At 66.8% G+C, this 24,162-nt stretch carries 20 protein-coding genes; all 20 read right to left on the reverse strand.

Annotated features, from left to right (window positions below; all coding sequences use genetic code 11):
- Positions 1–68: 68 nt before the first annotated feature.
- The 20 genes from NSE01_RS04740 to NSE01_RS04835 all read right to left on the reverse strand — a co-directional run bounded on the left by NSE01_RS04740 (position 69) and on the right by NSE01_RS04835 (position 24,016).
- Positions 69–812 (reverse strand): Bax inhibitor-1/YccA family protein, encoded by a 744-nt coding sequence (locus NSE01_RS04740; RefSeq protein ID WP_147158497.1) that lies wholly within the window; start codon positions 810–812, stop codon positions 69–71.
- Between the two features lie 154 nt (positions 813–966).
- A complete protein-coding gene (gene proC, locus NSE01_RS04745; RefSeq protein ID WP_281289470.1) occupies positions 967–1,767 on the reverse strand; it encodes a pyrroline-5-carboxylate reductase in 801 nt (266 codons plus the stop codon).
- Between the two features lie 78 nt (positions 1,768–1,845).
- Positions 1,846–2,349, reverse strand: a complete 504-nt coding sequence (locus NSE01_RS04750; RefSeq protein ID WP_147158498.1) for a type III secretion system chaperone family protein — start codon at positions 2,347–2,349, stop codon at positions 1,846–1,848.
- 154 nt (positions 2,350–2,503) lie between these two features.
- Positions 2,504–4,831 (reverse strand): SPOR domain-containing protein, encoded by a 2,328-nt coding sequence (locus NSE01_RS04755; RefSeq protein WP_147158499.1) that lies wholly within the window; start codon positions 4,829–4,831, stop codon positions 2,504–2,506.
- A gap of 94 nt (positions 4,832–4,925) precedes the next feature.
- Positions 4,926–6,404, reverse strand: coding sequence for a cell division protein FtsZ (ftsZ, locus tag NSE01_RS04760; RefSeq protein WP_147158500.1), 1,479 nt, complete (start codon positions 6,402–6,404; stop codon positions 4,926–4,928).
- 141 nt (positions 6,405–6,545) lie between these two features.
- Positions 6,546–7,829, reverse strand: a complete 1,284-nt coding sequence (gene ftsA, locus NSE01_RS04765; RefSeq protein ID WP_147158501.1) for a cell division protein FtsA — start codon at positions 7,827–7,829, stop codon at positions 6,546–6,548.
- Between the two features lie 9 nt (positions 7,830–7,838).
- Entirely contained in the window at positions 7,839–8,852 is a 1,014-nt protein-coding gene (locus NSE01_RS04770; RefSeq protein WP_147158502.1) for a cell division protein FtsQ/DivIB, read from the reverse strand.
- Between the two features lie 3 nt (positions 8,853–8,855).
- Complete coding sequence (locus NSE01_RS04775) at positions 8,856–9,833, reverse strand: D-alanine--D-alanine ligase (RefSeq protein WP_147158503.1); 978 nt, start codon at positions 9,831–9,833, stop codon at positions 8,856–8,858.
- Positions 9,830–10,726, reverse strand: coding sequence for a UDP-N-acetylmuramate dehydrogenase (gene murB / locus NSE01_RS04780; protein ID WP_174811995.1), 897 nt, complete (start codon positions 10,724–10,726; stop codon positions 9,830–9,832). The genes NSE01_RS04775 and murB overlap by 4 nt, the downstream gene beginning before the upstream one ends.
- Positions 10,723–12,135 (reverse strand): UDP-N-acetylmuramate--L-alanine ligase, encoded by a 1,413-nt coding sequence (murC, locus tag NSE01_RS04785; RefSeq protein ID WP_147158504.1) that lies wholly within the window; start codon positions 12,133–12,135, stop codon positions 10,723–10,725. Before murC ends, murB begins: the two co-directional genes overlap by 4 nt.
- A 97-nt stretch (positions 12,136–12,232) precedes the next feature.
- On the reverse strand, positions 12,233–13,414 hold the full coding sequence (gene murG / locus NSE01_RS04790) for an undecaprenyldiphospho-muramoylpentapeptide beta-N-acetylglucosaminyltransferase (protein ID WP_147158706.1): 1,182 nt from the start codon (positions 13,412–13,414) through the stop codon (positions 12,233–12,235).
- An 8-nt stretch (positions 13,415–13,422) separates the two neighbouring features.
- Positions 13,423–14,655, reverse strand: a complete 1,233-nt coding sequence (locus tag NSE01_RS04795; RefSeq protein WP_147158505.1) for an FtsW/RodA/SpoVE family cell cycle protein — start codon at positions 14,653–14,655, stop codon at positions 13,423–13,425.
- Positions 14,652–15,965, reverse strand: coding sequence for a UDP-N-acetylmuramoyl-L-alanine--D-glutamate ligase (murD, locus tag NSE01_RS04800; RefSeq protein ID WP_147158506.1), 1,314 nt, complete (start codon positions 15,963–15,965; stop codon positions 14,652–14,654). Before murD ends, NSE01_RS04795 begins: the two co-directional genes overlap by 4 nt.
- Before the next feature lie 7 nt (positions 15,966–15,972).
- Positions 15,973–17,037, reverse strand: coding sequence for a phospho-N-acetylmuramoyl-pentapeptide-transferase (gene mraY / locus NSE01_RS04805; protein ID WP_147158507.1), 1,065 nt, complete (start codon positions 17,035–17,037; stop codon positions 15,973–15,975).
- The gene (locus NSE01_RS04810; RefSeq protein WP_147158508.1) at positions 17,038–18,555 is read right to left on the reverse strand and encodes a UDP-N-acetylmuramoyl-tripeptide--D-alanyl-D-alanine ligase; all 1,518 of its coding nucleotides are present in this window, start codon (positions 18,553–18,555) and stop codon (positions 17,038–17,040) included.
- A complete protein-coding gene (locus tag NSE01_RS04815; RefSeq protein ID WP_147158509.1) occupies positions 18,552–20,021 on the reverse strand; it encodes a UDP-N-acetylmuramoyl-L-alanyl-D-glutamate--2,6-diaminopimelate ligase in 1,470 nt (489 codons plus the stop codon). The genes NSE01_RS04810 and NSE01_RS04815 overlap by 4 nt, the downstream gene beginning before the upstream one ends.
- Complete coding sequence (locus NSE01_RS04820; protein WP_246135036.1) at positions 20,018–21,763, reverse strand: peptidoglycan D,D-transpeptidase FtsI family protein; 1,746 nt, start codon at positions 21,761–21,763, stop codon at positions 20,018–20,020. The genes NSE01_RS04815 and NSE01_RS04820 overlap by 4 nt, the downstream gene beginning before the upstream one ends.
- Positions 21,760–22,551, reverse strand: a complete 792-nt coding sequence (locus tag NSE01_RS04825; RefSeq protein WP_147158510.1) for a hypothetical protein — start codon at positions 22,549–22,551, stop codon at positions 21,760–21,762. The genes NSE01_RS04820 and NSE01_RS04825 overlap by 4 nt, the downstream gene beginning before the upstream one ends.
- A complete protein-coding gene (gene rsmH / locus NSE01_RS04830) occupies positions 22,548–23,519 on the reverse strand; it encodes a 16S rRNA (cytosine(1402)-N(4))-methyltransferase RsmH (RefSeq protein ID WP_147158511.1) in 972 nt (323 codons plus the stop codon). Before rsmH ends, NSE01_RS04825 begins: the two co-directional genes overlap by 4 nt.
- The gene (locus tag NSE01_RS04835) at positions 23,516–24,016 is read right to left on the reverse strand and encodes a division/cell wall cluster transcriptional repressor MraZ (protein ID WP_147158512.1); all 501 of its coding nucleotides are present in this window, start codon (positions 24,014–24,016) and stop codon (positions 23,516–23,518) included. Before NSE01_RS04835 ends, rsmH begins: the two co-directional genes overlap by 4 nt.
- Between the last annotated feature and the right edge of the window lie 146 nt (positions 24,017–24,162).

Consider the following 24,162-nt stretch of genomic DNA (forward strand, 5'->3'; position numbering starts at 1 on the left):
CAAAGAAAATGCCCGGCGAGCCGGAAGGCCCGCCGGGCACGTCAACGTGAAGTGACTGGTGCTTCAGATCAGCGGCGGTCGCCCATGAACTGCAGCAGGAACGTGAACATGTTCACGAAATCGAGGTAGAGCGTGAGCGCGCCGAGCACGATCATCTTGCCCGCGAAATCGGTGCCCGCCACGTGATCGTACATCTGCTTGAGCTTCTGCGTGTCGTACGCGGTCAGCCCTGCGAAGATCAGCACACCGAGGAAGCTGATGCCCCAGGCAAGACCCGGCGACTGCAGGAAGATGTTGATCAGGCTGGCGATCAGGATGCCGACGAGGCCCATGATAAGGAACGTGCCGAAGCCCGACAGGCTCTTCGTGGTGGTGTAGCCATAGAGGCTGAGACCGGCGAAGGCGCCTGCGGTGGCGAAGAACGTCGCCGCGATCGACGGACCAGTATAGACCGCGAAGATCGCCGAGAGCGAAATGCCCATCAGCACGCTGAAGGCCCAGAACAGCGACTGCATCGTGAACGTCGAGATGCGGTTCGCCCCAAAGCTCATCACCATGACGATGGCGAGCGGGGCCAGCGCGACGACCCAGCGCAGCGGGGTGCCGAACACCGCCTCTGCCATGCCCGAGGTGGCGAACAGCAGCGCGACGATGCCCGAGAGCAGCACGCCCGAAGCCATGTAGTTGTAGATCGACAGCATGTAGCGGCGCAGACCCGCATCATACGCGGCACCGCGCCCGGCGAGACCCGCCGCAGCGCCGAAGCCTGCCGGGCTCCAGCCTGAAGGCTGGGGGTCATTCCAGTTTGCCATGACGTACCTAACTCCGTTTCAGCCCGGGATGGGCCGAGTGCTGCCAATATCGCCCCAAACCCACGCCTTTTCAAGCATGAGGGCCATAACGGCGTGTATCAAAGCGTAATAAGTTCCGGTTTTGGCCCGGGTCCGGAAGAATGACCGCTGCGCCTCACTTCCGGGCCGCTTCGGTCAGCTCCGCGCTGCGATCACGGGCGGCACGCAGGGTGTCGGCGATCAGCGCGGCGAGGCGCTGATCGGCATCGAGCACCTTGAGCCCGGCTTCGGTGGTGCCGCCGGGGCTGGCCACGCGGCGGGCAAGTTCGCCGGGGGCAGCGGAGGCGGAAGCCGCGAGCGCGGCGGCGCCTTCGACCATGGCCAGCGCGAGCCGATCGGCCTGCACGCGCGGCAGGCCAAGCGCCGCAGCGCCTTCTGCGAGCGCATCGATAAAGCGGTAGACGAAGGCGGGGCCCGAGCCGGCCAGCGCGGTGACAATGTCCATCGCGCCTTCCTCGGCCAGCCATTCGGCGGGGCCAAGTGGGGCCATCAGGGCTTCGGTGCGTTCGCGGGGGGCGCCTTCGGCCGCGCCGTAAAGCGCAATGGGGGATTTGCCGATGGCCGCGGCGAGATTGGGCATGACGCGCACGATCGCAGCAGCCTGCGGGAAAGCGGCGCGCAAGGTGGCCGTATCGACACCGGCAAGGATCGAGAGGAGCAGCGTCCCCTCACCCACATGCGGCGCGATGGCGGGCGCGGAAGCGGCGAATTGCTGCGGCTTGAAGCCGAGCAGTACGACATCGGCAGGCGCGGCCTCAGCAGGTGCTTCGCGCAGCAGGCGCACACCGGTGGGCGCTTCGGCAAGCAGCGGGTCGACCACGGTGAAAGCGGCAGGATCGAAACCGGCGGCGAGCCAGCCGGCAAGCATCGCGCCGCCCATATTGCCGCAGCCGAACTGAAGGAGGGAGAAAGTCACGTTGCGATTCCCGCTTGGAATGAATGGTCGTGAGCGCACATGCCCACCCGCGACCCCTACCGCAAGCGGGAGGGGAGATCAGGCCTCGCCGGCAGCGTCGATCAGCGCGCTGGCGAGGGCTTCGGCGGGGCTCTTGTCGCCCCAGAGAAGGAACTGGAACGCGGGGTAGAAACGGTCGCACTCGTCAACCGCAGCCTCGATCGCGGTCTGCGCCTGAACAAGGCTGAGCAGGCCGTCATCGCCAAGCATCAGGCCGTGGCGGTAGAGCAGCACCGAACCGTTCGACCAGATATCGAAGTGGCCGAGCCAGACCTGTTCGTTGATCAGGGCCATGATCTCGAACATCGCGCCGCGCTTGTCTTCGGGGACGCGGATATCGGGCAGGCACAGGATCTGGAGGACATGGTCCTCGCTGCGCCAAATGCAGCGCAGCTGGTAGCTGGCCCAGCTGCCCTGGATTTCGCCGTGAATTTCGTCCTCGGAAACGAACTCGCAAGGCCAGCCGCGCGCCTCGAACAACGAAGCGAGCATATCGACGGGCGCCGCATCTTCGCGCTCGCTGTCTTCATGGCCGGTTCGCATCGCGTGTTCCTCGGGTCCCGGACTGGGCCCATGCGAGCCATCGCGGAGAGGGCTCTTGGCGGCAATCGGGGCCCCGTCCGGGGCTGGGCAAAACTCGACTAGTCTGTTCATAAGCTGTGGAGAAGCGGTGGAGACCCCCGCCCCTCCGACAGGGCTACTTCGCGCTCAGGCCGTCAACCGCCTGGCCTGCCGGGCTGGTCCACTCGAAGCTCCCCACGCTATCCTTGCGGAGCCGCTCGACAAACGCCAGCGCCTCAGCGTCACTCGCAAAAGGCCCTGTAAGCAAACGATAATTGCTGCGCCATTGGGTGATCGAAGGCTTGCGCCCACGGAGCGCGGCGGAACTGCTGACAAGGCGCTGCCACTCCTTGCCCATCGCCTGACGGTTCGAACCGGTCAGCACCTGAACCCAGATGCGGCTGGGATGCTGCAACTCGGCCTTTTCCTTCTTGGTCTTGGCAGCCTTGCCATTCTCCGGCGGGCATTGGGCCTCAGCCGCGCCCTTGCCCTTGGACTTCGCGGACGCCCTGCCCTTCGCGGGGGTCGCCTTGCCGGCCTTGCCCCTGCCAGACTTACCCTTGGCCGTGGTATCGAGGCAGTCAGTATCGAGCGCGAGCTTTTCCTTGGCGGACTTGGCCTTGGCGTCCTTCGCCAGTTCTTCCTTGGCGAGCTTTTCCTTGCTGCCCCGAGTGACGGTGGGTTCAGGCGCGTCCGCATCGCTGGTGCGCGAAACGGAAGTGGGGCCATCAGGCCGCACGCCGCGATCCTTGGCCGCGCGCTCCTTGGCCTTGGCCGCCGCAGCCGCACGCGCCGATTCGCGCAGCGCCTCGATCCGCGCCAGATCGACCGCCTCGGTGGACGTTGCGGAGGCTTCCTGCTCGGGCGCTTTGAAGCCATCGAACATGCTGCGGAAATCGGCAGGTGCAGGAGCACCCGACGATGTTGCGGCCTGAGTGGGCGCGGGTGGCGGCGGAACTGTGGTGGGCGTCGGTGTGGTTGCAGCTGGGGCTGTAACAAGCGGGGTTACGGTCGGCGGGGTCGAGGCAGCCTGCGTGGGTGCGAGGAGCGCGAACTGCGGGCCGGGCGCAGGGCTAGTGGTGTTCGGCGCGGCGCTTGCCACCTGCGCGGGTGCGGGTGCCGGGGTCACTTCGGCGGGCTTCGAAGTCAGGACCGGATTCGGTGCTGGCGCCGCAGTCGCGGGTTGTGGTGCCGGCGTAGATGCGGACGTCACGGGCCGCGGCTGCGGCGGCGGGGCTAGCGGAGTGCCGGGCGGCACATCAAGCTTTGACAGCACGGTAGGCCGCGCCAGGGTGGACGGCGTAGTGGCCGGGGTTGCCGCCTGCTGCGGCGCGGCAGCCGTGCGGGTGCCGGGCTGCAACCCCCACGGCGCGCTGACGGCGGGCGCGGTCGGCGTGGCCGACTGAAGCGGAGGTGGAGGCGGCGTCTTCACCGCCGGCGCAGGGGCTGGCGCTGGAGTCGCTGCCGCAAACTGGGTTTCGCGCTTGTCTTCCTTGCCCGGACGGCGGCGCTTCGAACGATCATCGCGGCCACGCGCGCCGAGCGCCTCGCCCTGCGGCACGAGCGCAGCATCGACCCGCGGCGTGCGCGGGTGGGCCAGCGCATACTGGACAACTTGCGGATCATCGCGGCCGATATCCGCCGCGCGCGGGAAGCGGCCAAGATTGGCGGCGGCGGCCTGCTGCGCGGGGGTAAGCCGCGGCATGTAGCGCAGATAGGGCGAGATGGCCGCAGCAAGATCAGCCGGCATCGTCGCCTTGGCGATCCCCTCTGCCTCGTCACTTTGCCCGGAAATGGCCATGATGAAGGTGCGCACGCGCCACGCGCCGCGATCCTGGCGCTCGAGCAGAGGCTGGATCACAAGCTCTGCGCCGCGGCGATCTCCGGCGATGACCAGGCTCAGCGCATAACGGCGGCTGGCCTCATCATTCCGCCCTGCGGAAAGCGCGAGCTGATACTCGCGCTGCGCGGCGGCGTTGTCTCCGATCAGATCGTAGGCAAGGCCGCGATCGGTCGCCATTTCGGTGCGATTGAAACCGGTCTGGTCGGCCAGATCGAACCAACGGATCGCCTCGAACGGCTGGTTCGAGCGCAGCATGGCAATGCCCATCCGCGCGCGCACTCCGGCGGTTCCGGGCGCAACCTGTTCGGCGCGAGTAAGGAAGCCGATCGCGGCATCGGTATCGCCAAGATCGAGCGCAGCCCCGCCGGCATCGAGCAGAGCGGTGAGATCGCGTGGATCGCGCGCAAGGCGGGCAAGCGCGGTGTTGAGCGTCTTGGTCGGGCTTGGCGCGAGCGACTGGACCACGGGTATCGAGGTGGTGGCGACCGGCTCGGTCGCGTCATCATCGATCGTTGCGCCCCGCTGCTGTGCCATTGCCGGATGGGCCATGGCCAGCACCATGCCCACGACCATGGCCGATGCGCTGTACCGGAAACCGGAGCGGAGAAAGCGGCTGATCATGGGGCAGACCTTATCGCGGCTTGGGGGGACACGCCAGCCGCCCCCGGCCGGCATATCCCTTCCTGCCGGGCGACCTGCGCCCGGCAGCGGAGCCTTACTGGTTGTTCTGGCGGCCGAGGAAGCGCGGAATGTTGAGCGCGCTGCCATCTTCCGGATCGGCATCATCCTCACCCACGCGGCCCCCGCCGCGCGAGAGATTGGCCATGCGTTCGAACAGCGTGCTGCCCGGCGGGCTGCGCGGCACATCGCCCGACGGATCGGGCTGGGCACGGCCAAAGCGGGGCGGGATCGGTTCAGCATCGCCGAGGCCCAGCGCAAGCTCGCCCGGCTCCCCGGCGGGAGGCGCGGCTTCCTGCGCGTCGGACAGGTCGAGCGTCAGATCGAGCGGATCTTCGGCCGGCGCAGCAGCTGCGGGCTCCGGCTCGCTCTCGGCAGGCTCGGGCGCGACATAGTTCGGCGGCGGCGCGAAAGGTTGCGGTGCAGCGGCAACGGGCTCAGGAGCAGGCGCCGGTTCAGGAGCGGCAGCACGGGAAAGGCCGCCCGGGAACGCCGGACCGCGCATACCGCCGGTCATCGCCGGGCGCGCAGCCGCTTCGGCCATTTCGCCGGTCTGCTCGATGCCGGTGGCAACCACCGAGACGCGGATCTTGCCATCGAGGTTCGGGTTGAACGCCGAACCCCAGATGATGTTCGCGTTGGGATCGACCAATTCACGGATATGGTTGGCGGCTTCGTCGACTTCGAGCAGCTTCATGTCGTCGCCGCCGATGATCGAGATGATGACGCCCTTTGCGCCTTGCATCGAGACGCCATCGAGCAGCGGGTTCGCAATTGCGCGTTCCGCCGCTTCGAGCGCGCGGTTCGGACCCTCGCCCTCGCCGGTACCCATCATCGCCTTGCCCATCTCGCCCATGACCGAGCGCACGTCGGCGAAGTCGAGGTTGATGAGGCCGGGCATGACCATGAGATCGGTGATCGAACGGACGCCCTGTTGGAGCACTTCGTCGGCCAGCTGGAAGGCTTCCTTGAACGTGGTCTCCGCCTTGGCGACGAGGAACAGGTTCTGGTTCGGAATGACGATCAGCGTATCGACGTGCTTCTGCAGCTCGGCAATGCCGCTTTCCGCCGCGCGCATGCGGCGCGTGCCTTCGAACAGGAACGGCTTGGTGACGACGCCGACCGTCAGCACGCCCTTCCGGCGAGCCGCTTCAGCGATGACCGGAGCAGCGCCGGTGCCGGTGCCGCCGCCCATGCCGGCGGCGATGAAGCACATGTGGACGCCTTCAAGCGCGCGCTCGATTTCCTCGATCGTCTCTTCCGCAGCGGCGCGGCCGACTTCGGGACGGGCGCCAGCACCAAGGCCCTGCGTCATGTCAGGCCCGAGCTGGATGCGGTTGTCCGCGATCGAATTGTTGAGCGCCTGCGCATCGGTGTTGACGACGACGAAGTCGACGCCCTCGATCTTGGCGTTGATCATGTTGGCGATGGCGTTGCCACCCGCCCCGCCCACGCCGATGACCGTTATGCGCGGCCGCAGTTCGTCAATGGCCGGCGGTCCGATGTTGATGCTCATAGCGCTCTCCCATGCGGGTCTGCGGGGGGCCGGAAACGGTGCCCCGTAAAATGTAACTTTTGCTTTGGCACGGAACGTTTCACCGAATCAAAGCTTCGACAGGTTTTTCCACAAGTAGGAGGGCGTGAAGCACTCCACTCATCAGAAATATTCCCTCATCGCACGCCAGATGCGCTGGAGGAGGCCAAGCCCGCTGTAGGATTGCGTAGGGCCCCAGGTCGGCCCGATCTTGCGGATATCGACCGGATCGGCCGCAGCATAGAGCATGAGGCCGACGAGCGTGGAGGAACTGGGCGTCGCATGGCCCGGCGGCAGGCCCAGCATCGTCGGCGGGGAACCGATGCGCACGGGCCGTCCGAGCGCGGCCTGCGCGTAGTCAGCTAGGCCGGGGAGCTGCGAGCCGCCACCTGTCAGCACCACCTGCTGCCCGCGTTTGCCATTGAAGCCGAGCGACTTCAGCGCGCGGCCGACTTCATCAGTGAACACGCCGAGTTGCTGAGTGATGACCGAGACAAGCTCGGCGCGGGGAATGCGGTTCTTGTCATCGGCGTGGCGCGCCATCGGGCCGCCCTGCTCGGGATCGCCGGGTGCGTTGACCGGGATCATCTCGCGGTGATCGGCGGGGCTGGCGAGCGCGGACCCTGCCATGCACTTGAGCCGCTCGGCCTGATAGCGGCGGATGCCGAAGGCCGAGGCGATGGCATCGGTGATATCGCCCGAGCCGAACGCGATGGCCTGCATGCCGAGCAGCATGCCCCCGGCATAAACCGAGACGGTGGTCACTTCCGCACCGAATTCGATCAGCGCGACGCCAAGCTCACGCTCCTCGTTGGAAAGGCAGGCGTGGCCGGCCGCGATGGGCGAGCCGACGACAGCCTCCACGCGCAAGTGCGCGTTCTCGACCGTTTCCTTGAGATTGCGCACCGGGGCGCCATCGGCGAGCATGACGTGGATATCGACCGCGAGCCGCTCGGCGTGGAGGCCCTTGGGATTGGGCACGCCGTCCGCGCCATCGAGCGTATAGTGCGCAGGCTGGGCGTGGAGCACGGTGCGGCCATCGGGCTGGATCACCTCGCGCCCGGCGATGAGCAGGTGCTCGATATCATCGCTTTCGATGCGGCGGCCGCCGATCTCGACTTCGACCTTGGCGGTGGTGCTGGCAAGCCCGGCGCCGGAACAGCCGATCCACACGCTCTGAACGCTGGCATTGGCCATCTTCTCGGCGCGCTCGATCGCATCGCGCACCGAATGGGTGGCGGCGACCATATCGGTCACGTAGCCGCGCTTGATCCCTTGCGACTGGCGGTGGCCGGAGCCCATGACGACCATCTCGCCCGCCTCGGTCAGCCCGGCGATGATCGCCGAGACGCGGAACGAGCCGAGATTGACGGCCGCGAAGACCTTGGTGATGCGGGGGGCAGCCATGCCGGAAAATCAGTCCTGCGCAGTCTTGCTGCCGGGAGCCTTCGTGGGCGCAGCCGAAGCGACAGCGCTGCGGGCGGCTTCGGTCTTGGCAGCAGCGGCATTGGCCTTGGCGGTCACTTCGGCGCGCGCGGCGGCGGCGAGTTCATCTGCGCGGCCGGGCACGCGCATGTAGATGCGGTCCGGATTGCGCATGTCGAAACTGGCTACCTTGCCGCCGAGCAGGCGATCAACGCCGTCCATGCGCGCGAAGGTGAGCAGCGCGCTGGCGGCTTCGGTATCACCCTCGGGCAGCGCGACGACCTGCCGGGTCTTGAAGGTGAGGTTCCAGCGGCGGCTGCCGATCCATTCGGCCTCGGCAACCTGCGGCCGCAGCGCCGGTGCCGCATCGAGCAAGTGGACGAGATCAGGCACGCGCGCTTCGGCGCCATTGCCGGAGAGGACAAGCAGCCCCTTGGCCTTGGCGGGATTGACGTTCTCGAGCGGGTGGCCCGTCTCGTCGATCAAGGTAAGCTTGCCATCACGGCGCAGCACCGCATGGGGGCTGCGCTCGACCACATCGACCACGAGGGTATCGGGGAGCTGGCGCGAAACGCGGGCATCCTTCACCCACGAGAGCTGGAGCAGATCATCGCGCAGGGTTGCGATATCAAGCCGCGGCATCGCCTGATCGCGCTGGCCGAGGACCTTCTCATAGATCTTGAGCTCGTTCATGCGGTTGACGCCGCGCACTTCGACGCGCTTGACCTCAAACCCGGACTTCGACGCGATCATCGCCATCTCGGCTTCCGCAAGCTGCGGCACGCCCGCCATGCTGGCGACAATCCATGCGAGCAGAGCCGCACCGCCGAGGATCACCACCATCAGGATGCGGTGCAGCGTTTCCTCGCTGAAGGGGATCCACTGCATCACCTGATCGAGCAGCGAACCGGTCTGGCGCCGCGCGGCGTTGACCTTGCGCTTGGTGCCGCTGGCCGCAGCAACCTTGCGCACCGCTTTGCCGCCCCGGCGAATGGTCTGCGCCATGGCTCAGGCCTCCTTCTTCGCTGAAGCGAGCGCGTCGGCCACGCCTAACGTCCGATGCGCAAGCGCATCGGAAACAATGGCTTCCACGAGATCGCCATAATCCATGCCGAGCGCCTTGGCTTGTTCAGGCACGAGGCTGAGCGGGGTCATGCCCGGCTGGGTGTTGACCTCAAGCAGGAACAACCCTTCGACGCCCTGCTCGTCATCCCAGCGGAAATCGCTGCGGCTGGTGCCCTTGCAGCCGAGCAACTGGTGGGCGCGCAGGGCGATGTCCTTGCAGGCTTCGGCGATTTCATCGGGGATGTCCGCCGGGCAGATGTGGTCGGTCATGCCGTCGGTATACTTGGCGTCGAAATCGTAGAAGCCGGATTTGGGGCGCAGTTCGGTGACGAGGAGGGCCTTGTCGACCAATACTGCCGTCGTCAGTTCGCGCCCGCGGATGAAGGGTTCGGCGAGAAGTTCGTCGAATTCGTTCCACGGGCCGATGGCATCGCGGTTGATCGGATCGCCGTAGTTGCCGCCCGCCGTCACGATGGCGACGCCGACCGAAGAGCCTTCGTTGACCGGCTTCACCACATAGGGGCGCGGCAGAGGATCGCGTTCGAACAACTCTTCGGATTGCACGATGCGGCCGCCGGGCATGGGGATGCCGTGGGGCACGAGCGCCTGCTTGGTCAGCTGCTTGTCGATCGCGATGACCGAGGTTGCGAGGCCGGAATGCGTGTAGGTGAGGCCCATCAGGTCCATCAGGCCCTGCACGGTGCCGTCCTCACCTGGCGTGCCGTGGAGCGCGTTGAACACGACATCGGGCGCGGCTTCGGCCAGCTTCTGCGCAACATCGCGGCCCATGTCGATGCGGGTGACGCGGTGGCCCTTGGCCTCGAGCGCCTTGGCGACGCCTTCGCCGGACATGAGCGAAACGGGGCGTTCGCTGGACCAGCCACCCATCAGGACCGCGATATGTAGTTTGGGAAGAGTCACGGCCGGCCTACTCGCTGAATTTCCCACTGCAACTCCACGCCCGACTGTTCCTTCACGCGCCGCCGCACTTCCTCGCCCAGCGCCTCGATCTCGGCGCTAGTGGCTTCGCCGGTGTTGATGAGGAAGTTGGTGTGCTTTTCAGAGACCTGCGCGCCGCCGATGGTGAGACCTCGGCAGCCGGCCTTGTCGACGAGTTCCCACGCCTTCCCGCCATCCGGGTTCTTGAACGTGCTGCCGCCGGTCTTGCTGCGCAGCGGCTGGCTGGCTTCGCGGGCGGTGCTGATGCGGTCCATTTCGGCCTGGATCCTGGCGGGTTCGCCCGGATGGCCCCGGAAGCGCGCGGCGACGACGATGGAGCCGTCGGTAAGTTCGGAATGGCGATAGGTGTAGCCGAGTTCCGAGAGCGGCAGCGTGACGATCTCACCCGAGCGGATCACCAAGTCGCAATCGATCAGCACGTCCTTGACCTCACGGCCATAGGCGCCGCCGTTCATGCGCACGAAGCCGCCGACTGTGCCCGGGATCGAGCGGAGGAATTCGAGGCCAGCAATGCCGTTGTCGCGTGCGGTGCTGGAAACGAGAATGCCGCTGGCTCCGCCGCCGCAGTTGAGGGTGGTTTCGTCCACGCGCTCGACCTTGGCGAAGGCTTTGCCGAGACGGATGACCACGCCGGGAACGCCGCCATCGCGGACGATCAGGTTGGAGCCGAGGCCGAGCGCCATGACGGGGACTTCGGGCGCGAGGCCGGCGAGGAAGTCCTGGAGATCGGCCACGTCCTTCGGCTCGAACAGCCACTCAGCGGTGCCACCGGACTTGAACCACACCAGCGGAGCGAGCGGGGCATCGGGCGTGAGCTTGCCGCGAACAGGAGGAAAGGCGGTCAGCGTGGTCACGCCGCCCCCCGCTGCTGCGCAATCGCACCGGCCAGACCGGCGGCCCACTTCGTGATATCGCCAGCGCCGAGGCAGACGACCATATCGCCCGGCTGGACCACGCCCGCGAGTTCGGCGGCGAGCGCATCCGCGCCTGCGATCAGGTGCGCCGAGCGGTGGCCGCGCGCCTTGATGCCTTCGACCATGGCGGCGCTGTCGACGCCTTCGATAGGCTGCTCGCCCGCCGGGTAGACTGGGGCGGCATAGACCATGTCGGCGTCATTGAACGCGCCCTGAAACTCTTCCATGTGATCGCGCAGACGCGTGAAGCGGTGCGGCTGGACGACGGCGATCACCCTGCCCTGCACGCCCTCGCGCGCGGCGGCGAGGACGGCGCGGATTTCGACCGGATGGTGGCCGTAGTCATCGATTACTGTAACGCCATCGACTTCGCCGACCTTGGTGAAGCGGCGCTTGACCCCGCCGAACTTGGCAAAGCCGGTGCGGATCAGGTCTTCCGAAACGCCCATTTCCACCGCCACGGCAACGGCGGCGAGCGCGTTCTGTACGTTGTGGCGGCCCGGCATGGGCAGTTCGATACCCTCGATGCGGCGGAAGCTGCCGTCGCGCTGGCGCAGCACTGCGGTGAAGCGGTTGCCGCCCGGAATGGGGGTCACCGCCTCGCCGCGCACGTCTGCCTGCGCGGAGAAGCCGTAGGTCACGACGCGGCGGTCGCGCACCTTGGGGATGATCGCCTGCACCTCGGGATGATCGATGCAGAGCATGGCGGCGCCGTAGAACGGCACGTTCTCGATGAATTCGACGAAGGCCGACTTCACCTTGTCGAACGAGCCGTAGTGATCGAGGTGCTCGGGATCGATATTGGTGACGACCGCCAGCGTGCCGTCGAGCCGCAGGAACGAGCCGTCGCTCTCGTCGGCTTCCACCACCATCCAGTCGCTATCACCGAGGCGCGCGTTGGAGCCGTAGGAATTGATGATGCCGCCGTTGATCACGGTGGGATCGATCCCGCCCGCATCGAGCAGGCAGGCGACCATCGAGGTGGTGGTGGTCTTGCCATGCGTGCCGGCCACCGCGACGGTGTTCTTGAGCCGCATCAGCTCCGCCAGCATTTCGGCGCGGCGCACCACGGGAACGCGGGCTTCGAGCGCGGCGACGACTTCGGGGTTGTCGCGCTTCACCGCAGTCGAGGTGACTACGACAGCGGCGCCTGCGACGTTCTCGGCGCGCTGGCCGATCATCACCGGAATGCCGCGCGAGCGCAGGCCATCGACGACATAGCTTTCCGCCATGTCCGAGCCCTGCACGCTGTAGCCCATGTTGTGCATGACCTCGGCAATGCCGGACATGCCGATGCCGCCGATGCCGACAAAGTGGATCGTGCCGATTTCAGTGCCGACGCCTTTCATCGCGCGGCACCTGTCGTGCCAGCGTGCTTCGGCAGGCTCAGCACGAGCGAGAATTGGGAAAGCATAATGGTCCGCTCATCCTGAGCTTGTCGAAGGATCATTCGGCGGATTCCTTGGCCAGTGCCTCGCGGGTGGAGTGCGCGGTTGCCGCGCCTTCCATGCGGATGACGTCCATCAGCGGCACGCCGCCAAAGCCTTCGACAAGATCGGCAAGATCCTTGACCGCATTGGGCAGGCCGCAGTTCCACGCCGCGTGGGCGGCATTGGCGAGTGAGGTGGGGTTGAGCGCCATCGTCTGAATCTGCTTGGCGAGTTCCTTGGGGGTGAAGCCCGACTGGCGGATGGCGCGGGCACCTCCGGCCTTGACCATCTCGCGCGCGTTGACAGCCTGATGGTCGTCGGTCGCGATGGGCAGCGGGATCAGGATTGCCGGACGACCGACAGCAGTCAGCTCGGCAATCGTCGAAGCGCCCGAGCGGCCGATGAACAGATGCGCATCGGCAAGCCGGGTCGCCATATCCTCGAAATAAGTGCCGAGCTCCGCCGGGATCTGGTGCCCGGCATAGCGTGCGCGCACGGCCTCGATATCCTCGGGCCGACACTGCTGCGTCACCTGCAAGCGGTGGCGCAGCGCGGGCGGGAGCATGGCAAGGCCATCGGGCACGACTTCAGAGAGGATCGAGGCGCCCTGGCTGCCGCCCGTTACCAGCACGCGGAACAGGCTGTCGTCGCTGAAGGGCGGAAACGGCTCACCGCGCAGGGCAAGGACTTCCTCGCGGATCGGATTGCCGACACGGTGGACCTTGCCCCAGAGCTTGGGATCAAGCCGTTCGACTTCCATGTACGCCGTGGCGATCGCATCGACGCCCTTGGCGAGCAGGCGGTTGACCCGGCCGAGCACGGCGTTCTGTTCGTGGATCACCGTGGGAATGCGGGCCGAACGCGCAGCGAGCAGCGCAGGCAGCGCCGGATATCCGCCGAAGCCGACGACGCAGGACGGCTGGAAGCTTTCGAACAGGCGCAGCGCCATCGCGCGGCCGCGCCAGATCGCGGCCAAACCCTTGGCGAGGGTGACGGGGTTCTTGCCAAGGCGGCCGGCGGGCAGCACGTGCGCAGGGAGGAATGCGGGCTTGCCCGGTATCTTCGCGCCGCGCTCGTCGGTTACCAGCGCAACATGGTGGCCGCGCCGCTCAAGTTCGGTCGCAAGGGCAAAGGCCGGCAGCAAGTGCCCGCCGGTGCCGCCCGCCGCGAGGACGAAATGGCGCGACACGCCGGGAATATGTTGTGTCATGTGCGCACGAGCTCCCTCAGGTCCATCGTCTCGCGCGAGAGATAGGGATTGCGCCGCGTGATGGCGAGGAGGAACCCGACGCCGAGCAGGAGCGCGATGGTGGAGGAGCCGCCGTAGCTGATGAGCGGAAGCGTCATGCCCTTGGAGGGGAACAGCTGCAGGTTGACGAGAATGTTGATGAAGGCCTGCCCCGCGAGCTGCGCAGTGAGCCCTGCGGCGGCGAGCACGGTGAACAGGTCTTCCTCATCCGCCAGCCGCATCATCACGCGGATCACGATGGCGCAGTAGAGCACCACGACCAGCGCGCAGGCGATCAGGCCGAATTCCTCGCCGATGACGGAGAAGATGTAGTCGGTATGCGCCTCGGGCAGTGCCATCTTGCGGCTGCCGAGCCAAAGGCCGGTGCCGCTCCACCCGCCGCTGACGAGCGTGCGCATGGCAAGGTCGACCTGATCGAACTCGCTGCCGCCCGAGAGGAATGCGTCGATCCGGTGGGTGGCGTTGGGATAGAAGAAATAGGCGAGGATGACGCCGACAATGCCGCCGAGCACGCTCCAGCCGACCATCTTGAGATCGAGGCCCGAGAGCAGCACGAGCACGAACCAAACGCCGCCAAACAGCACGGTCGAACCGAAATCGGGCTGCGCCATCAGCAGCGCGGCGATCAGGCCCATGAGGCCGATGGTGATCGGGATAACCGGGATATTGGGATCGCGCACTTTCCACGAAAGAATCCACGCCACCGCGACCGCGAAGCCCGGCTTGAGGAATTCGGACGGCTGGAGGCTGAAGCCGATGAACAGCCAGCGCTTGGCGCCCTTCACTTCGTTGCCCAGGAACGGCACCAGCACGAGCGCGACAAGCATCGTCGCGGCAAGCAGGATGGCGAGCCGCCGCGTGGTTTCCTTGGGCAGGAGCGAGGCGACAAACATCGCAAAAAGCCCGACCGAGAGCCAGCGCAAGTGGATCCAGAAGAAGTAGAGATCGCCCAGCGACTTGGTCTGCGTCGAAAGGCGGTGCGCGCTGGCCGGAGACGAAGCCGCGACGGCGACCGTGCCAACGGTGACCAGCATGAGCACGAGCGCGAGCAGCACGCGGTCGATCTCACGCCACCAGATGACGAGTTCGCTGCGGCGGGTGCGGCGATAGCGGTTGGTCCGCGGCGCAATGCGCACGCCGCCACCGGGCAGCGCGGTGGCGACCTGCCGGGTGGGCTGGTGGCCGTTCATGCGGCAGCACCCTTCTCGTCGATCAGTGCGGTGACGATCTGGCGGAAGCTGTCACCCCGCGCCTCGAAATCGCGGAACTGATCGAAGCTGGCGCAAGCGGGCGAGAGCATCACAACATCGCCGGGCTCAGCTGCGTCCATCGCCTGACGCACCGCATCGCACAGCATCTCGCTACGCTGGACGGGCATTACGGGTTCAAGGATTTTAGCAAAGCGGGGGCCAGCCTCACCGATGGTGTAGGCCTGCACGACATGGCTGAAATAGGGGGCGCAGGCATCGAGGTCGTCGCCCTTGGGCAGGCCGCCGAGGATCCAGTGGACGCGCGGCCATGCGCCGAGAGCAGGCGCGGTCGAAGCGGGGTTGGTCGCCTTGCTGTCGTTGATGAAGAGCACGCCGTTCGCCTCGGCTACGCGCTCCATGCGGTGCGGCAGGCCGACAAAGCTGGCGAGCGCAGCGCGCCAGACCGGCTCTGCGATGCCGAGGCGCTTCGCCATGGCGACCGCGATCGCGGCGTTCTGCAGGTTGTGCGGGCCTTGCAGCGAGGGCCAGTCGGCCTGTCCGGTCAGCGCAGCGGGATCGACCACTGCGACATCGCCCTCGGGCCGGCTGGCGGCGATCTCGGCGGCGATGCGGCGGGTATCCTCATCGCCGCAGCCGAAAACGGAGAACTGGCCGGCCTGCTGCATCTGGAACAGGCGCGCTTTCGAGGCGGCATAGCCTTCGTAGCCATCATAGCGATCGAGGTGATCGGGGCTGAGGTTGATGAAGGCTGCGAGATCGGCGTGGAGGCTGTAGGTGAGGTCGATCTGGTAGCTGGAAAGCTCCAGCACATAGACCCCGCCTTCGGACAGCGGCGGCTGGCCGAGGATGGGGAGGCCGATGTTGCCGCCCATCACGGTCGGGAACCCGGCTTCCTTCACGATGTGGTGGACCAGCGATGTGGTGGTCGACTTGCCGTTGGTGCCGGTTATCGCGACCACCTTGTGCGGCGGCAGGCTGGCGCGGGCCTGCGCGAACAGTTCGATATCGCCGATGATCGGCACGCCAGCCGAGCGCGCATGGGCGGCAATGGGATGGCGATTGAGCGGCACGCCGGGGGAGACGACCATGCCATCGAACCCGGCGAGGTCGATGGAAAGCGGGTCGGCGATCGTCGCGCGGCCTTCGACTGCGGCGCGCGCATCCTCGCGCCCGTCCCATGCCGTCACTTCGGCCCCGCTTGCCAGCAGCGTGTCCACGCTGGCGAGCCCCGACCGGGCGAGCCCGAGGACTGCGTAGCGTTTGCCGGCAAAGGCGGGCGAGGTAATCACGGTGCGCTTACCGCACCTTCAGCGTGGCAAGGCCGAGCAGCGCGAGCACGATCGAGACGATCCAGAAGCGGATGACGACGGTCGATTCCTTCCAGCCCAATTGCTCGAAGTGGTGGTGGATCGGCGCCATGCGGAACACCCGCTTGCCGGTGCGCTTGTAGACGAAGACCTGCACGATGACCGAGACCGCCTCCATCACGAAGAGGCCGCCGACGATGCCGAGCACGATTTCGTGGTGGATCGAGACGGCGATCACGCCGAGCGTACCGCCCAGCGCAAGGCTGCCGGTATCGCCCATGAACACGGCTGCGGGCGGCGCGTTGAACCAGAGGAAGGCAAGCCCCGCGCCCATCACTGCGCCGCAGAAGATCGAAAGTTCGCCCGCGCGCGGCACGTGCTGGATGCCGAGATAATGCGCATAGTCCACGCGCCCCGCGAGGTAGGCGATGATCGCGAAGGTGCCCGCAGCGATAATCACCGGCATCGTCGCGAGGCCATCGAGCCCGTCCGTCAGGTTCACCGCATTGCCCGCGCCAACGATCACGAAGGCGGCAAAGAGGTAATAGGCGGGGCCCATCGGCACGTAGAGGTTGCTGAAGATCGGCAGGTAGAGGTTCGTGTCCGTCACCACCAGCGCAAGCGCGGTGCCCGCGACGGCAAATTCCGCCAGCAGGCGAATACGCGCGGAAAGGCCCGCATGGGCGTACTTGGTGACCTTGGCGTAATCGTCGAGGAAGCCGATCAAGCCGAAGCCCAGCGTCACGACAAGGCAGGCCCACACGAACTTGCTGGTGAGGTCCATCCACAGCAGCAACGAAATCGCGAGGCTGATCACAATCATCAATCCGCCCATCGTCGGCGTACCGCGCTTGGCGAGGTGCGACTGCGGACCATCAGCGCGGATCGGCTGACCCTTGCCCTGTCGCACGCGGAGCATGTTGATGAAGCGCGGGCCGATGATGAGGCCGATGACCAGCGCGGTCATCAGCGCCGCGCCCGAGCGGAACGACTGGTAGCGGATCAGGTTGGCGATGCCTTCAAAGTGCAGCCAGTGCGCCAGCAGGTAGAGCATTCAGTTTTCCCCGGCCTTCTTGGCCCCAGCCGTAAGCGCGCGCACCAGGGTGCCCAGCCCGACCGAATTCGACCCCTTAACCAGAATGGCGTCGCCCCCCTGCGGAGCGTCCGCAGCAAGGCATTCCGCCGCTTCTGCAGCGTTTTTGGCATGGTCGAGTTCGATTCGCGCGGCAAGCGCGGGGTCTGCGCTTTTCCCCAGCGCCCTTCCCAGTGCTTCGCCCAATGGAGCCATTTCGGGGCCGACCAGAATGATCCGCTCAACCCCGGCAGCGATCAACGGCTCGGCGAGCGCGGCGTGGTAGCCATCGGATGCATCGCCCAGTTCCTTCATCGCGCCCAGCACGGCGATGTGGCGGCGGGCCGGCACTTCGCCCAGAGCGGCGATGGTCGCGCGCATCGAGGCAGGGTTGGCGTTGTAGCTTTCGTCGATCACCAGCGCCTTGCCCGAACCATCGCCACCCGGCGCGGGGACCACATGGCGCGCGCCGCGTCCGGCAAGGCCTTCCATTTCGGACAACGCGAGACCTGCGGCGCCGAGATCGCCGCCCGCTGCCGCGACGGCGGCCATGACGGCAAGCGAGTTGTCCACCCAGTGCGCGCCGGGCTGGGCAATCGTGTAGCACAGCTTGCGCGCACCCAGCGGCCCGGAGAACGCGGCGGTTACCAGCGTGCCGCCGCCCGGTGCGGGCACGGCATCGAGGAGGCGGGCATCGGCGTGGGCGCTGCGCCCGAAGCTGACGACATCGCCCGCATGGCGCGCGGCAGCTTCGCGCAGCAGCGCGAAGTGCGGGTTATCAGCCGGGATGATCGCGATGCCGCCCGCTTCCAGTCCTTCGAAGATTTCGGCCTTGGCGTGGGCAATGGCATCCTCGCCCGAAAAATGGCCGATGTGCGCGGGCGCGATGGTGGTCACGATGGCGATATGCGGACGCACCAGCCGGGTCAGCGCGGCGAGTTCGCCTGCGTGGTTCATCCCCATCTCGAACACGCCGAAGCGGGTACGCGGCGGCATCCGCGCAAGGCTGAGCGGCACGCCGACGTGGTTGTTGTAGCTCTTGACCGAACGATGCGCGCGGCCCCGACTGCCGCGATCAAGCGCAGCGAACAGCGCTTCCTTGACGCCGGTCTTGCCCGCCGAGCCAGTCACGCCGATAATCACCGCCTCGGCGCGTTCAGCCCGCTCGCGGGCGGCATGGCCAAGATCAACGAGCGCCTGCGTGGTGCTTTCGACCAGCACATGCGGATAGGGGACAGGCCGATCGACCAGGGCTGCGGTAGCCCCGCGCGCAAAGGCGCCCTCGAGGAACTTGTGGCCATCGCTTTCGGCGCCGATCAGGGCGATGAACAGGTCACCGGGCTGGATCTCGCGGCTGTCTGTGGCGCAGCCTGATACCTCGAACACGCCGGATGCGGTGCCGCCAGTTGCCTCGGCGATTTCCTCCGCCGTCCACAGCGCAAGGCCGATGCCATCGCTCGGCTCGACCGGCCATTGCAGCAAGGCTCTCATCGCATTCATTGGCTGCACTCCCGCGCCACTTGCACGTCGTCGAAGGGAAGGACACGCGTAGCCTCGCCGCGTCCCACGATCTGGCCCTGTTCGTGGCCCTTGCCCGCTACCAGCACGATATCACCCGCGCCCGCTTCGGCAATCGCGGCGGCGATGGCTTCCCGCCGGCCGGGCACTTCACGTGCGCGATCGTTGCAACCGCCCATCACGGCGGCGCGGATCAGCGCAGGGTCTTCGCCGCGCGGGTTGTCGTCGGTGACGATGACCAGTTCGGAACCCGCGCAGGCGGCGCGGCCCATTTCGGGGCGCTTGCCTTCGTCACGGTCGCCGCCTGCGCCGAACACGGTGATCAGCTTGCCCTTCTCACCGACATGCGGGCGCAGCGCGGCAATGGCGGCGGTAATCGCATCGGGGGTATGCGCGTAATCAACATAGACCGGCGCGCCGCTGCGAGTGATCGCCGCCCGCTCTAGTCGACCGCGGACGGGCTGGATGCGGGAAAGCGCGGCAAGCGTCGCTGCCGGATCGCCGCCCGTCGCTATAACAAGGCCCGCCGAAACCAGCGCGTTGGCGGCCTGATAGGCGCCGATCAGCGGCAGATCGAGCTTGCGAGTGGTGCCTTCGAACGCGAGCTCGAGCGTCTGGCCGAGCAGCGTGGGCGTGCGCGAAAGGAGGCGCAGCGTTTCGCCCTGCTCGCCCACAGTGATGAGCTTGAGCCCGCGCGAACGAGCCGCGGCGATGGCCTGCGGGGACCATGCATCGTCCGCCCAGATCACCGCCGCGCCGTCTTCCGCCACGACATCGCCAAACAGACGCATCTTGGCCTCGAAATAGGCATCCATCATGCCGTGGTAATCGAGGTGATCGCGGCTGAGGTTGGTGAAGGCGCCGGCTGCGACCCGAGGGCCTTCGTTGCGGAACTGATCGAGGCCGTGGCTGGAGGCCTCGTAGGCGACATGGCTCACCCCTTCGCGGGCAAGCCCGGCGAGATTGGCGAGGAAAGTGACGATATCGGGCGTGGTCAGCCCGGTGGAAACGCTTTCGTCTGCCGTCGTAACACCCAAAGTGCCGATCGATGCGGCGCGGAATCCGGCCATGCGCCAGAGCTGACGCGTCATCTCGACGGTCGAGGTCTTGCCGTTGGTGCCCGTGACAGCAACGAGCGTCTCGGGCACCGGCGCGAAGAACGGCGCGGCAAGGCGGGCGAACATGCGGCGCGGGGAGGCGTCGGCGATATGGACCGCGCCAGCGACCCTGGCTTCGGGCCGCGCGACGACGGCAATCGCGCCCGCCTTCACGGCATCGGCAATGAAGTCCTCGCCATTGAAGCGCGCGCCGACGAAGGCGCCGAACACTGTGCCGGGAGCGACCTTGCGGTGATCGATGGCAAAGCCTGTGACCTGCGCGCCCGCCAGCGCTGCGTCGGTTTCAGGCAGGGCGACGCCCGCCGCAGCGGCAAGCCCGCCAAGGTTCATTCGCCTTCTCCGGAGCCGACCAGCGGACTGAGGTCGGAAATGTCGACATCATGGTGGGCATCGGGCGTCACGCCCAGCATCGGGCCGATGCGCGGCACCAGCCGGCCAACGATGGGCGCAGCGTTCCACGCGGCGGTCCGCTGGCCGCTGGTCTGCTGGGTGGCCTGAGGTTCGTCGAGCATCACGATCACCACATAGCGCGGCTTGTCCATCGGAAAAGCCGAAGCGAACGTGGCGATGAGCGAGGTCTTGCGGTAGCCGTTCGCGCCCGGCTTCTCGGCCGAACCGGTCTTGCCGCCGACGCGGAAGCCGGATGCATCGGCCTTGCGGCCCGTGCCATCGACCACGATCATGCGCAGCAGCTGGCGCATGCGCGCGCTGGTCGAGGCCTGAAACACGCGGCGGCCCGGAGCGAGGTGTGCGGGATCGACCTTGTAGAGCGTGGCCGGGCGCCAGATCCCGCCATTGACCAGCGCGGCATAGGCCGAGGCGAGGTGGAGCGGCGTGACCGCGATGCCATGGCCATAACTGACCGTCATGGTCGTCAGCCGCGCCCAATCACCCTTGCCACCTTCGCTGCCGCCACGCGGCCAGAGCGGGAACCCCCGCGCGGGCAGCTCGATCGTCGGGCGCTCGTTCATCCCGAGCTGCTCCATCGTATGCTTGAGCGCGACCGGCCCAAGCAGGTCGGCGACATGCGCCAGCACGACGTTGGAGGAGTGGATCAGCGCTTCTGGCACATTGAGCGAGCTGCCGAAATTGTGGCTATCGTGAATTGTGAACTTGCCGATCTGGAACGGCACCGAAGGATAGCGCACCGCAAGATCGGTGACGACCCCGGCATCGATGGCAGAGGCAATGGTGATCGGTTTGAAGGTTGAACCGAGTTCGTAGACCTGGTTCGAGACCCGATTGAATACGAGATCGTTGTAGGCAAGGTCAGACCGATTGGGATTGAACGAAGGCAGCGAGGCAAGCGCGATGACTTCGCCGCTGTCGGCATCGAGGATGACCCCGGCCGCGCCCTTCGCCATGGTCTCCATCATGCCGCGGCCAAGCTCGTCTTCCAGCGCACCCTGCGCCCGCGCGTCGATCGACAGCGCGGTGGGCGTGCCCCGGTAGGCCGGATCGAGCAGGCGCGGTTCGAGCACTTGCTCCATGCCGACATGGCCCTTGCCCGCTTCGTCGACATAGCCAAGCACGTGGGCGGCGAGCGAACCCTGAGGGTAGAAGCGCTGCTCCTCGCGCGGGAATTCGAGCGCGGGTTCGCCGAGTGCAAAGACCTTGTTGGCATCTTCCGGCAGCACGCGGCGGCGCAGGTAGCAGGGCTTGCCCGCCTTTAGCCGCGCGACGAGATCGGCGTAGTCCGCATCGGGAAAGATGCCGACGAGCGCGCGGGCGACTTCCTCGGGCGTTTTGACCAGCGGCGCGCCGCCCTCACCCATCGCCTTGGGGTTGTACCACAGCGAATAGGAGGCGAAGGCACGCGCCAGCGCAATGCCGTTGCGATCGGTGATCTCGCCTCGCGAAGGCAGCAGCGCTTCGGCCAGCGAAGTGCGTTCGGGCGTCTGTTCGAACATGCCGAGCTGGGCGATGCGCACACAGGCCGTCAGCGTCGCGAAGATGAACAGCACCATGATCCACAGTGCACGCAGCCGCGCCGTGACCAGCGCGCCCTGGCGCACGTTGGCAAGCTGGACGCGGCCGGTCGCGATAGCGGCGGAGGCGGTGAGCGAGTTCACTGGGCGGACTTGCTCCCGCCCTTGGCCGGCTTTGGCGCAGGCTTTGCGGATTTGGCGGACTTTTCGGACTTCGCGGCAGGGGCCTTTCCAGCCTTCGCTTCGGTCTTGCCGGCAGCAAGCTTGGCGCCCTTGCCGGGCTTCGCCGCGTCGTCCTTGGCGGTCTTTGCGGCCTTGGCGAGACCGGCCTTCTTGTCGCCGTCCTTGGCCTTGCTGTTCTTCTCGGCCTTGCTCTTGCCCGGCTTGTCGTCCTTGCCGTCCTTCTTGAGCGGCGTGACCATGGCAAGGCGCGCGCCGAGGTTGGCCGTCGCCTTGGCGCGATCGGCTGCATCGGCAGGCTTGGCATCGGGCTTGTCTTCTTCGTCATCCGACTTGCTGACCGGCGCGGCAATATCGGCGGCAAGGCCGGCGATCACCGAGGGAAACGCCGCTTCCGCTGCAATAGCATCATCCGCGCTCGCCACGCGGATCGGCTCGGGCGAGTCAGGGCCATCGGGCTTGGCGAAGGCGGCCAGTTGGCGCTCGTTCGAAAGGTATTGGCTCGCTGTCGGCGCGACATAGCCGAATTCGACATCGTTCCAGAGCTTCAATTGCTGCTGGTTGGCGCGGGTTTCCACCTCGGTCTCAAGGTAGAGCTTCTCCTTGCGCAGCGCGACGATCTGCTGCTCGGTGCGATGGACCTGGCTGCGCAGCGCGTTGACGCGGAACGCCATCACCATGACCAGCGCAGCGCAGACCAGCAGCAGCGCGATCCAGCCGATCGAACGGAAACGGTTGGCGCTGACCATCATGCTGCCAGACCCTTTCCAGAACCTGCTCCTCTAGCCGGAGCTGCCGTGCGGACCGCCCAGCGCAGCGTGGCAGAGCGCGCGCGGGGGTTGCGCGCCTGCTCTTCGGCGCCGGGGCGGATCGCGGCGGAGGGCTTTTCGAACACCGGCGCGGCTGCGGGCGAGCTCATGGGAAGATGGCGCGAACCTGCCGGCAGGGCGCCGGCCCCTTCGCGCAGGAACTGCTTCACGATGCGGTCTTCAAGGCTATGGAAGCTAACAACGGCAAGGCGGCCGCCGGGCGCGAGCATGCGTTCTGCGGCGGCGAGGCCAGCATGGAGCTCATCCAGCTCGCCGTTCACATGGATGCGCACGGCCTGAAAGCTGCGCGTGGCGGGATCCTTGGGCGCACCGGGGCGATAGCCCAGTGCCTTGCGCACGACATCGGCGAACTGGCCAGTGGTCGTCAGCGGGCGGGCAGCAACAACGGCGCGGGCAATCCGGCGCGACTGGCGCTCCTCGCCGTAGTGGTAGAGCACGTCGGCAATCGCTTCCTCGCTGGCGCCGTTGAGGAAATCCGCCGCGCTCTCGCCCGATTGCGACATGCGCATGTCGAGCGGGCCGTTGCTGGAAAAAGCAAACCCGCGCGCGGCCTGATCGAGCTGCATCGAACTGACGCCGATATCGAACACGACGCCTTGTACCGAAGCGACGCCCGCTTCGGCCAGACCCTCGGCCAGCTCAGAGAAGCGACGGGCGTGAAAAACAAGCCGCGGCGGGCTTTCGGAAACTTCCCCCCAGGCCCGCCCAGCCGCGATCGCATCGGGGTCGCGATCGAAGGCGTGGACGGTGGCGCCGGCACCGAGCAGGCGGCGGGTGTATCCGCCTGCGCCGAAGGTGGCGTCCACGACAAGGCTGCCGCGCTCGGGGTGCAGCGCGGCGACAACCTCATCGAGGAGCACGGGGATGTGGGGGGCGGGGGCCGCGCTCATTTGCGGGAGGCCTTGGCCGTGAATTCGGCCATCCGGGCACGGCAGGCCGATTTGACCGAGTCCCATTCGGAACCCATCGCGAACAGCGCATCGGGCGCCCAGATGGTGATCTGGTGCATGCCGCCATGGAAATAGAGCGCATCGCCCACCTGCGCTTGTTCGCCGAGGTATTCGGGCAGGACGAAGCGGCCGGAATCATCGAAGCTGATGCGTGCAAAACCGCCGATCTGTGCGGCGCGCAGGTCCATGTCGAAGGGTTCGCCGCGTTCGATAGCGACGCGCTCCTCATGCGCAAGCATCTCGGCAAAGCTGTCGGCGCGGGATTCGCCGAAACCGACAAGGCAGGGGTGCTTGTGGTGCTTGTCGAGGCAGAGGGTGCGGCTGCCCTTGGAGGCCTCGCGGACGGTCTGGCGGAAATCCGAGGGAAGGACAAAGCGGTTCTTCTCGCCGCGCGGCGAAAAGCCCTGCCCCCAGTAATGCGACTGTGCCCCAGCCACGTGCCGCTTCCCCGCGTCAGACGAAAGCCTCCCGACCCGGCCGCACACACCCGTGCGACCGACTCATCCCCCGCGGATGCGTCATGGAGTCCGTCCTGATGAGCTATTGTCTTAACGCGGGAGGGTCCGGGCGAAAAGGGGAAAAT

Source organism: Novosphingobium sediminis, assembly GCF_007991615.1.
Classification (GTDB): Bacteria; Pseudomonadota; Alphaproteobacteria; order Sphingomonadales; family Sphingomonadaceae; genus Novosphingobium; species Novosphingobium sediminis.

Coding starts and splice junctions, on each gene's coding strand:
- ftsZ (WP_147158500.1), bottom strand. CDS start 6,404: ATGAGCATCAACATCGGACCGCCGGCCATTGACGAACTGCGGCCGCGC.
- NSE01_RS04815 (WP_147158509.1), bottom strand. CDS start 20,021: ATGAACCTTGGCGGGCTTGCCGCTGCGGCGGGCGTCGCCCTGCCTGAA.
- NSE01_RS04750 (WP_147158498.1), bottom strand. CDS start 2,349: ATGCGAACCGGCCATGAAGACAGCGAGCGCGAAGATGCGGCGCCCGTC.
- ftsA (WP_147158501.1), bottom strand. CDS start 7,829: ATGGCTGCCCCCCGCATCACCAAGGTCTTCGCGGCCGTCAATCTCGGC.
- NSE01_RS04755 (WP_147158499.1), bottom strand. CDS start 4,831: ATGATCAGCCGCTTTCTCCGCTCCGGTTTCCGGTACAGCGCATCGGCC.
- NSE01_RS04810 (WP_147158508.1), bottom strand. CDS start 18,555: ATGAATGCGATGAGAGCCTTGCTGCAATGGCCGGTCGAGCCGAGCGAT.
- NSE01_RS04825 (WP_147158510.1), bottom strand. CDS start 22,551: ATGATGGTCAGCGCCAACCGTTTCCGTTCGATCGGCTGGATCGCGCTG.
- NSE01_RS04740 (WP_147158497.1), bottom strand. CDS start 812: ATGGCAAACTGGAATGACCCCCAGCCTTCAGGCTGGAGCCCGGCAGGC.
- mraY (WP_147158507.1), bottom strand. CDS start 17,037: ATGCTCTACCTGCTGGCGCACTGGCTGCACTTTGAAGGCATCGCCAAC.
- rsmH (WP_147158511.1), bottom strand. CDS start 23,519: ATGAGCGCGGCCCCCGCCCCCCACATCCCCGTGCTCCTCGATGAGGTT.
- NSE01_RS04795 (WP_147158505.1), bottom strand. CDS start 14,655: ATGAACGGCCACCAGCCCACCCGGCAGGTCGCCACCGCGCTGCCCGGT.
- NSE01_RS04770 (WP_147158502.1), bottom strand. CDS start 8,852: ATGGCGCAGACCATTCGCCGGGGCGGCAAAGCGGTGCGCAAGGTTGCT.
- murC (WP_147158504.1), bottom strand. CDS start 12,135: ATGAAAGGCGTCGGCACTGAAATCGGCACGATCCACTTTGTCGGCATC.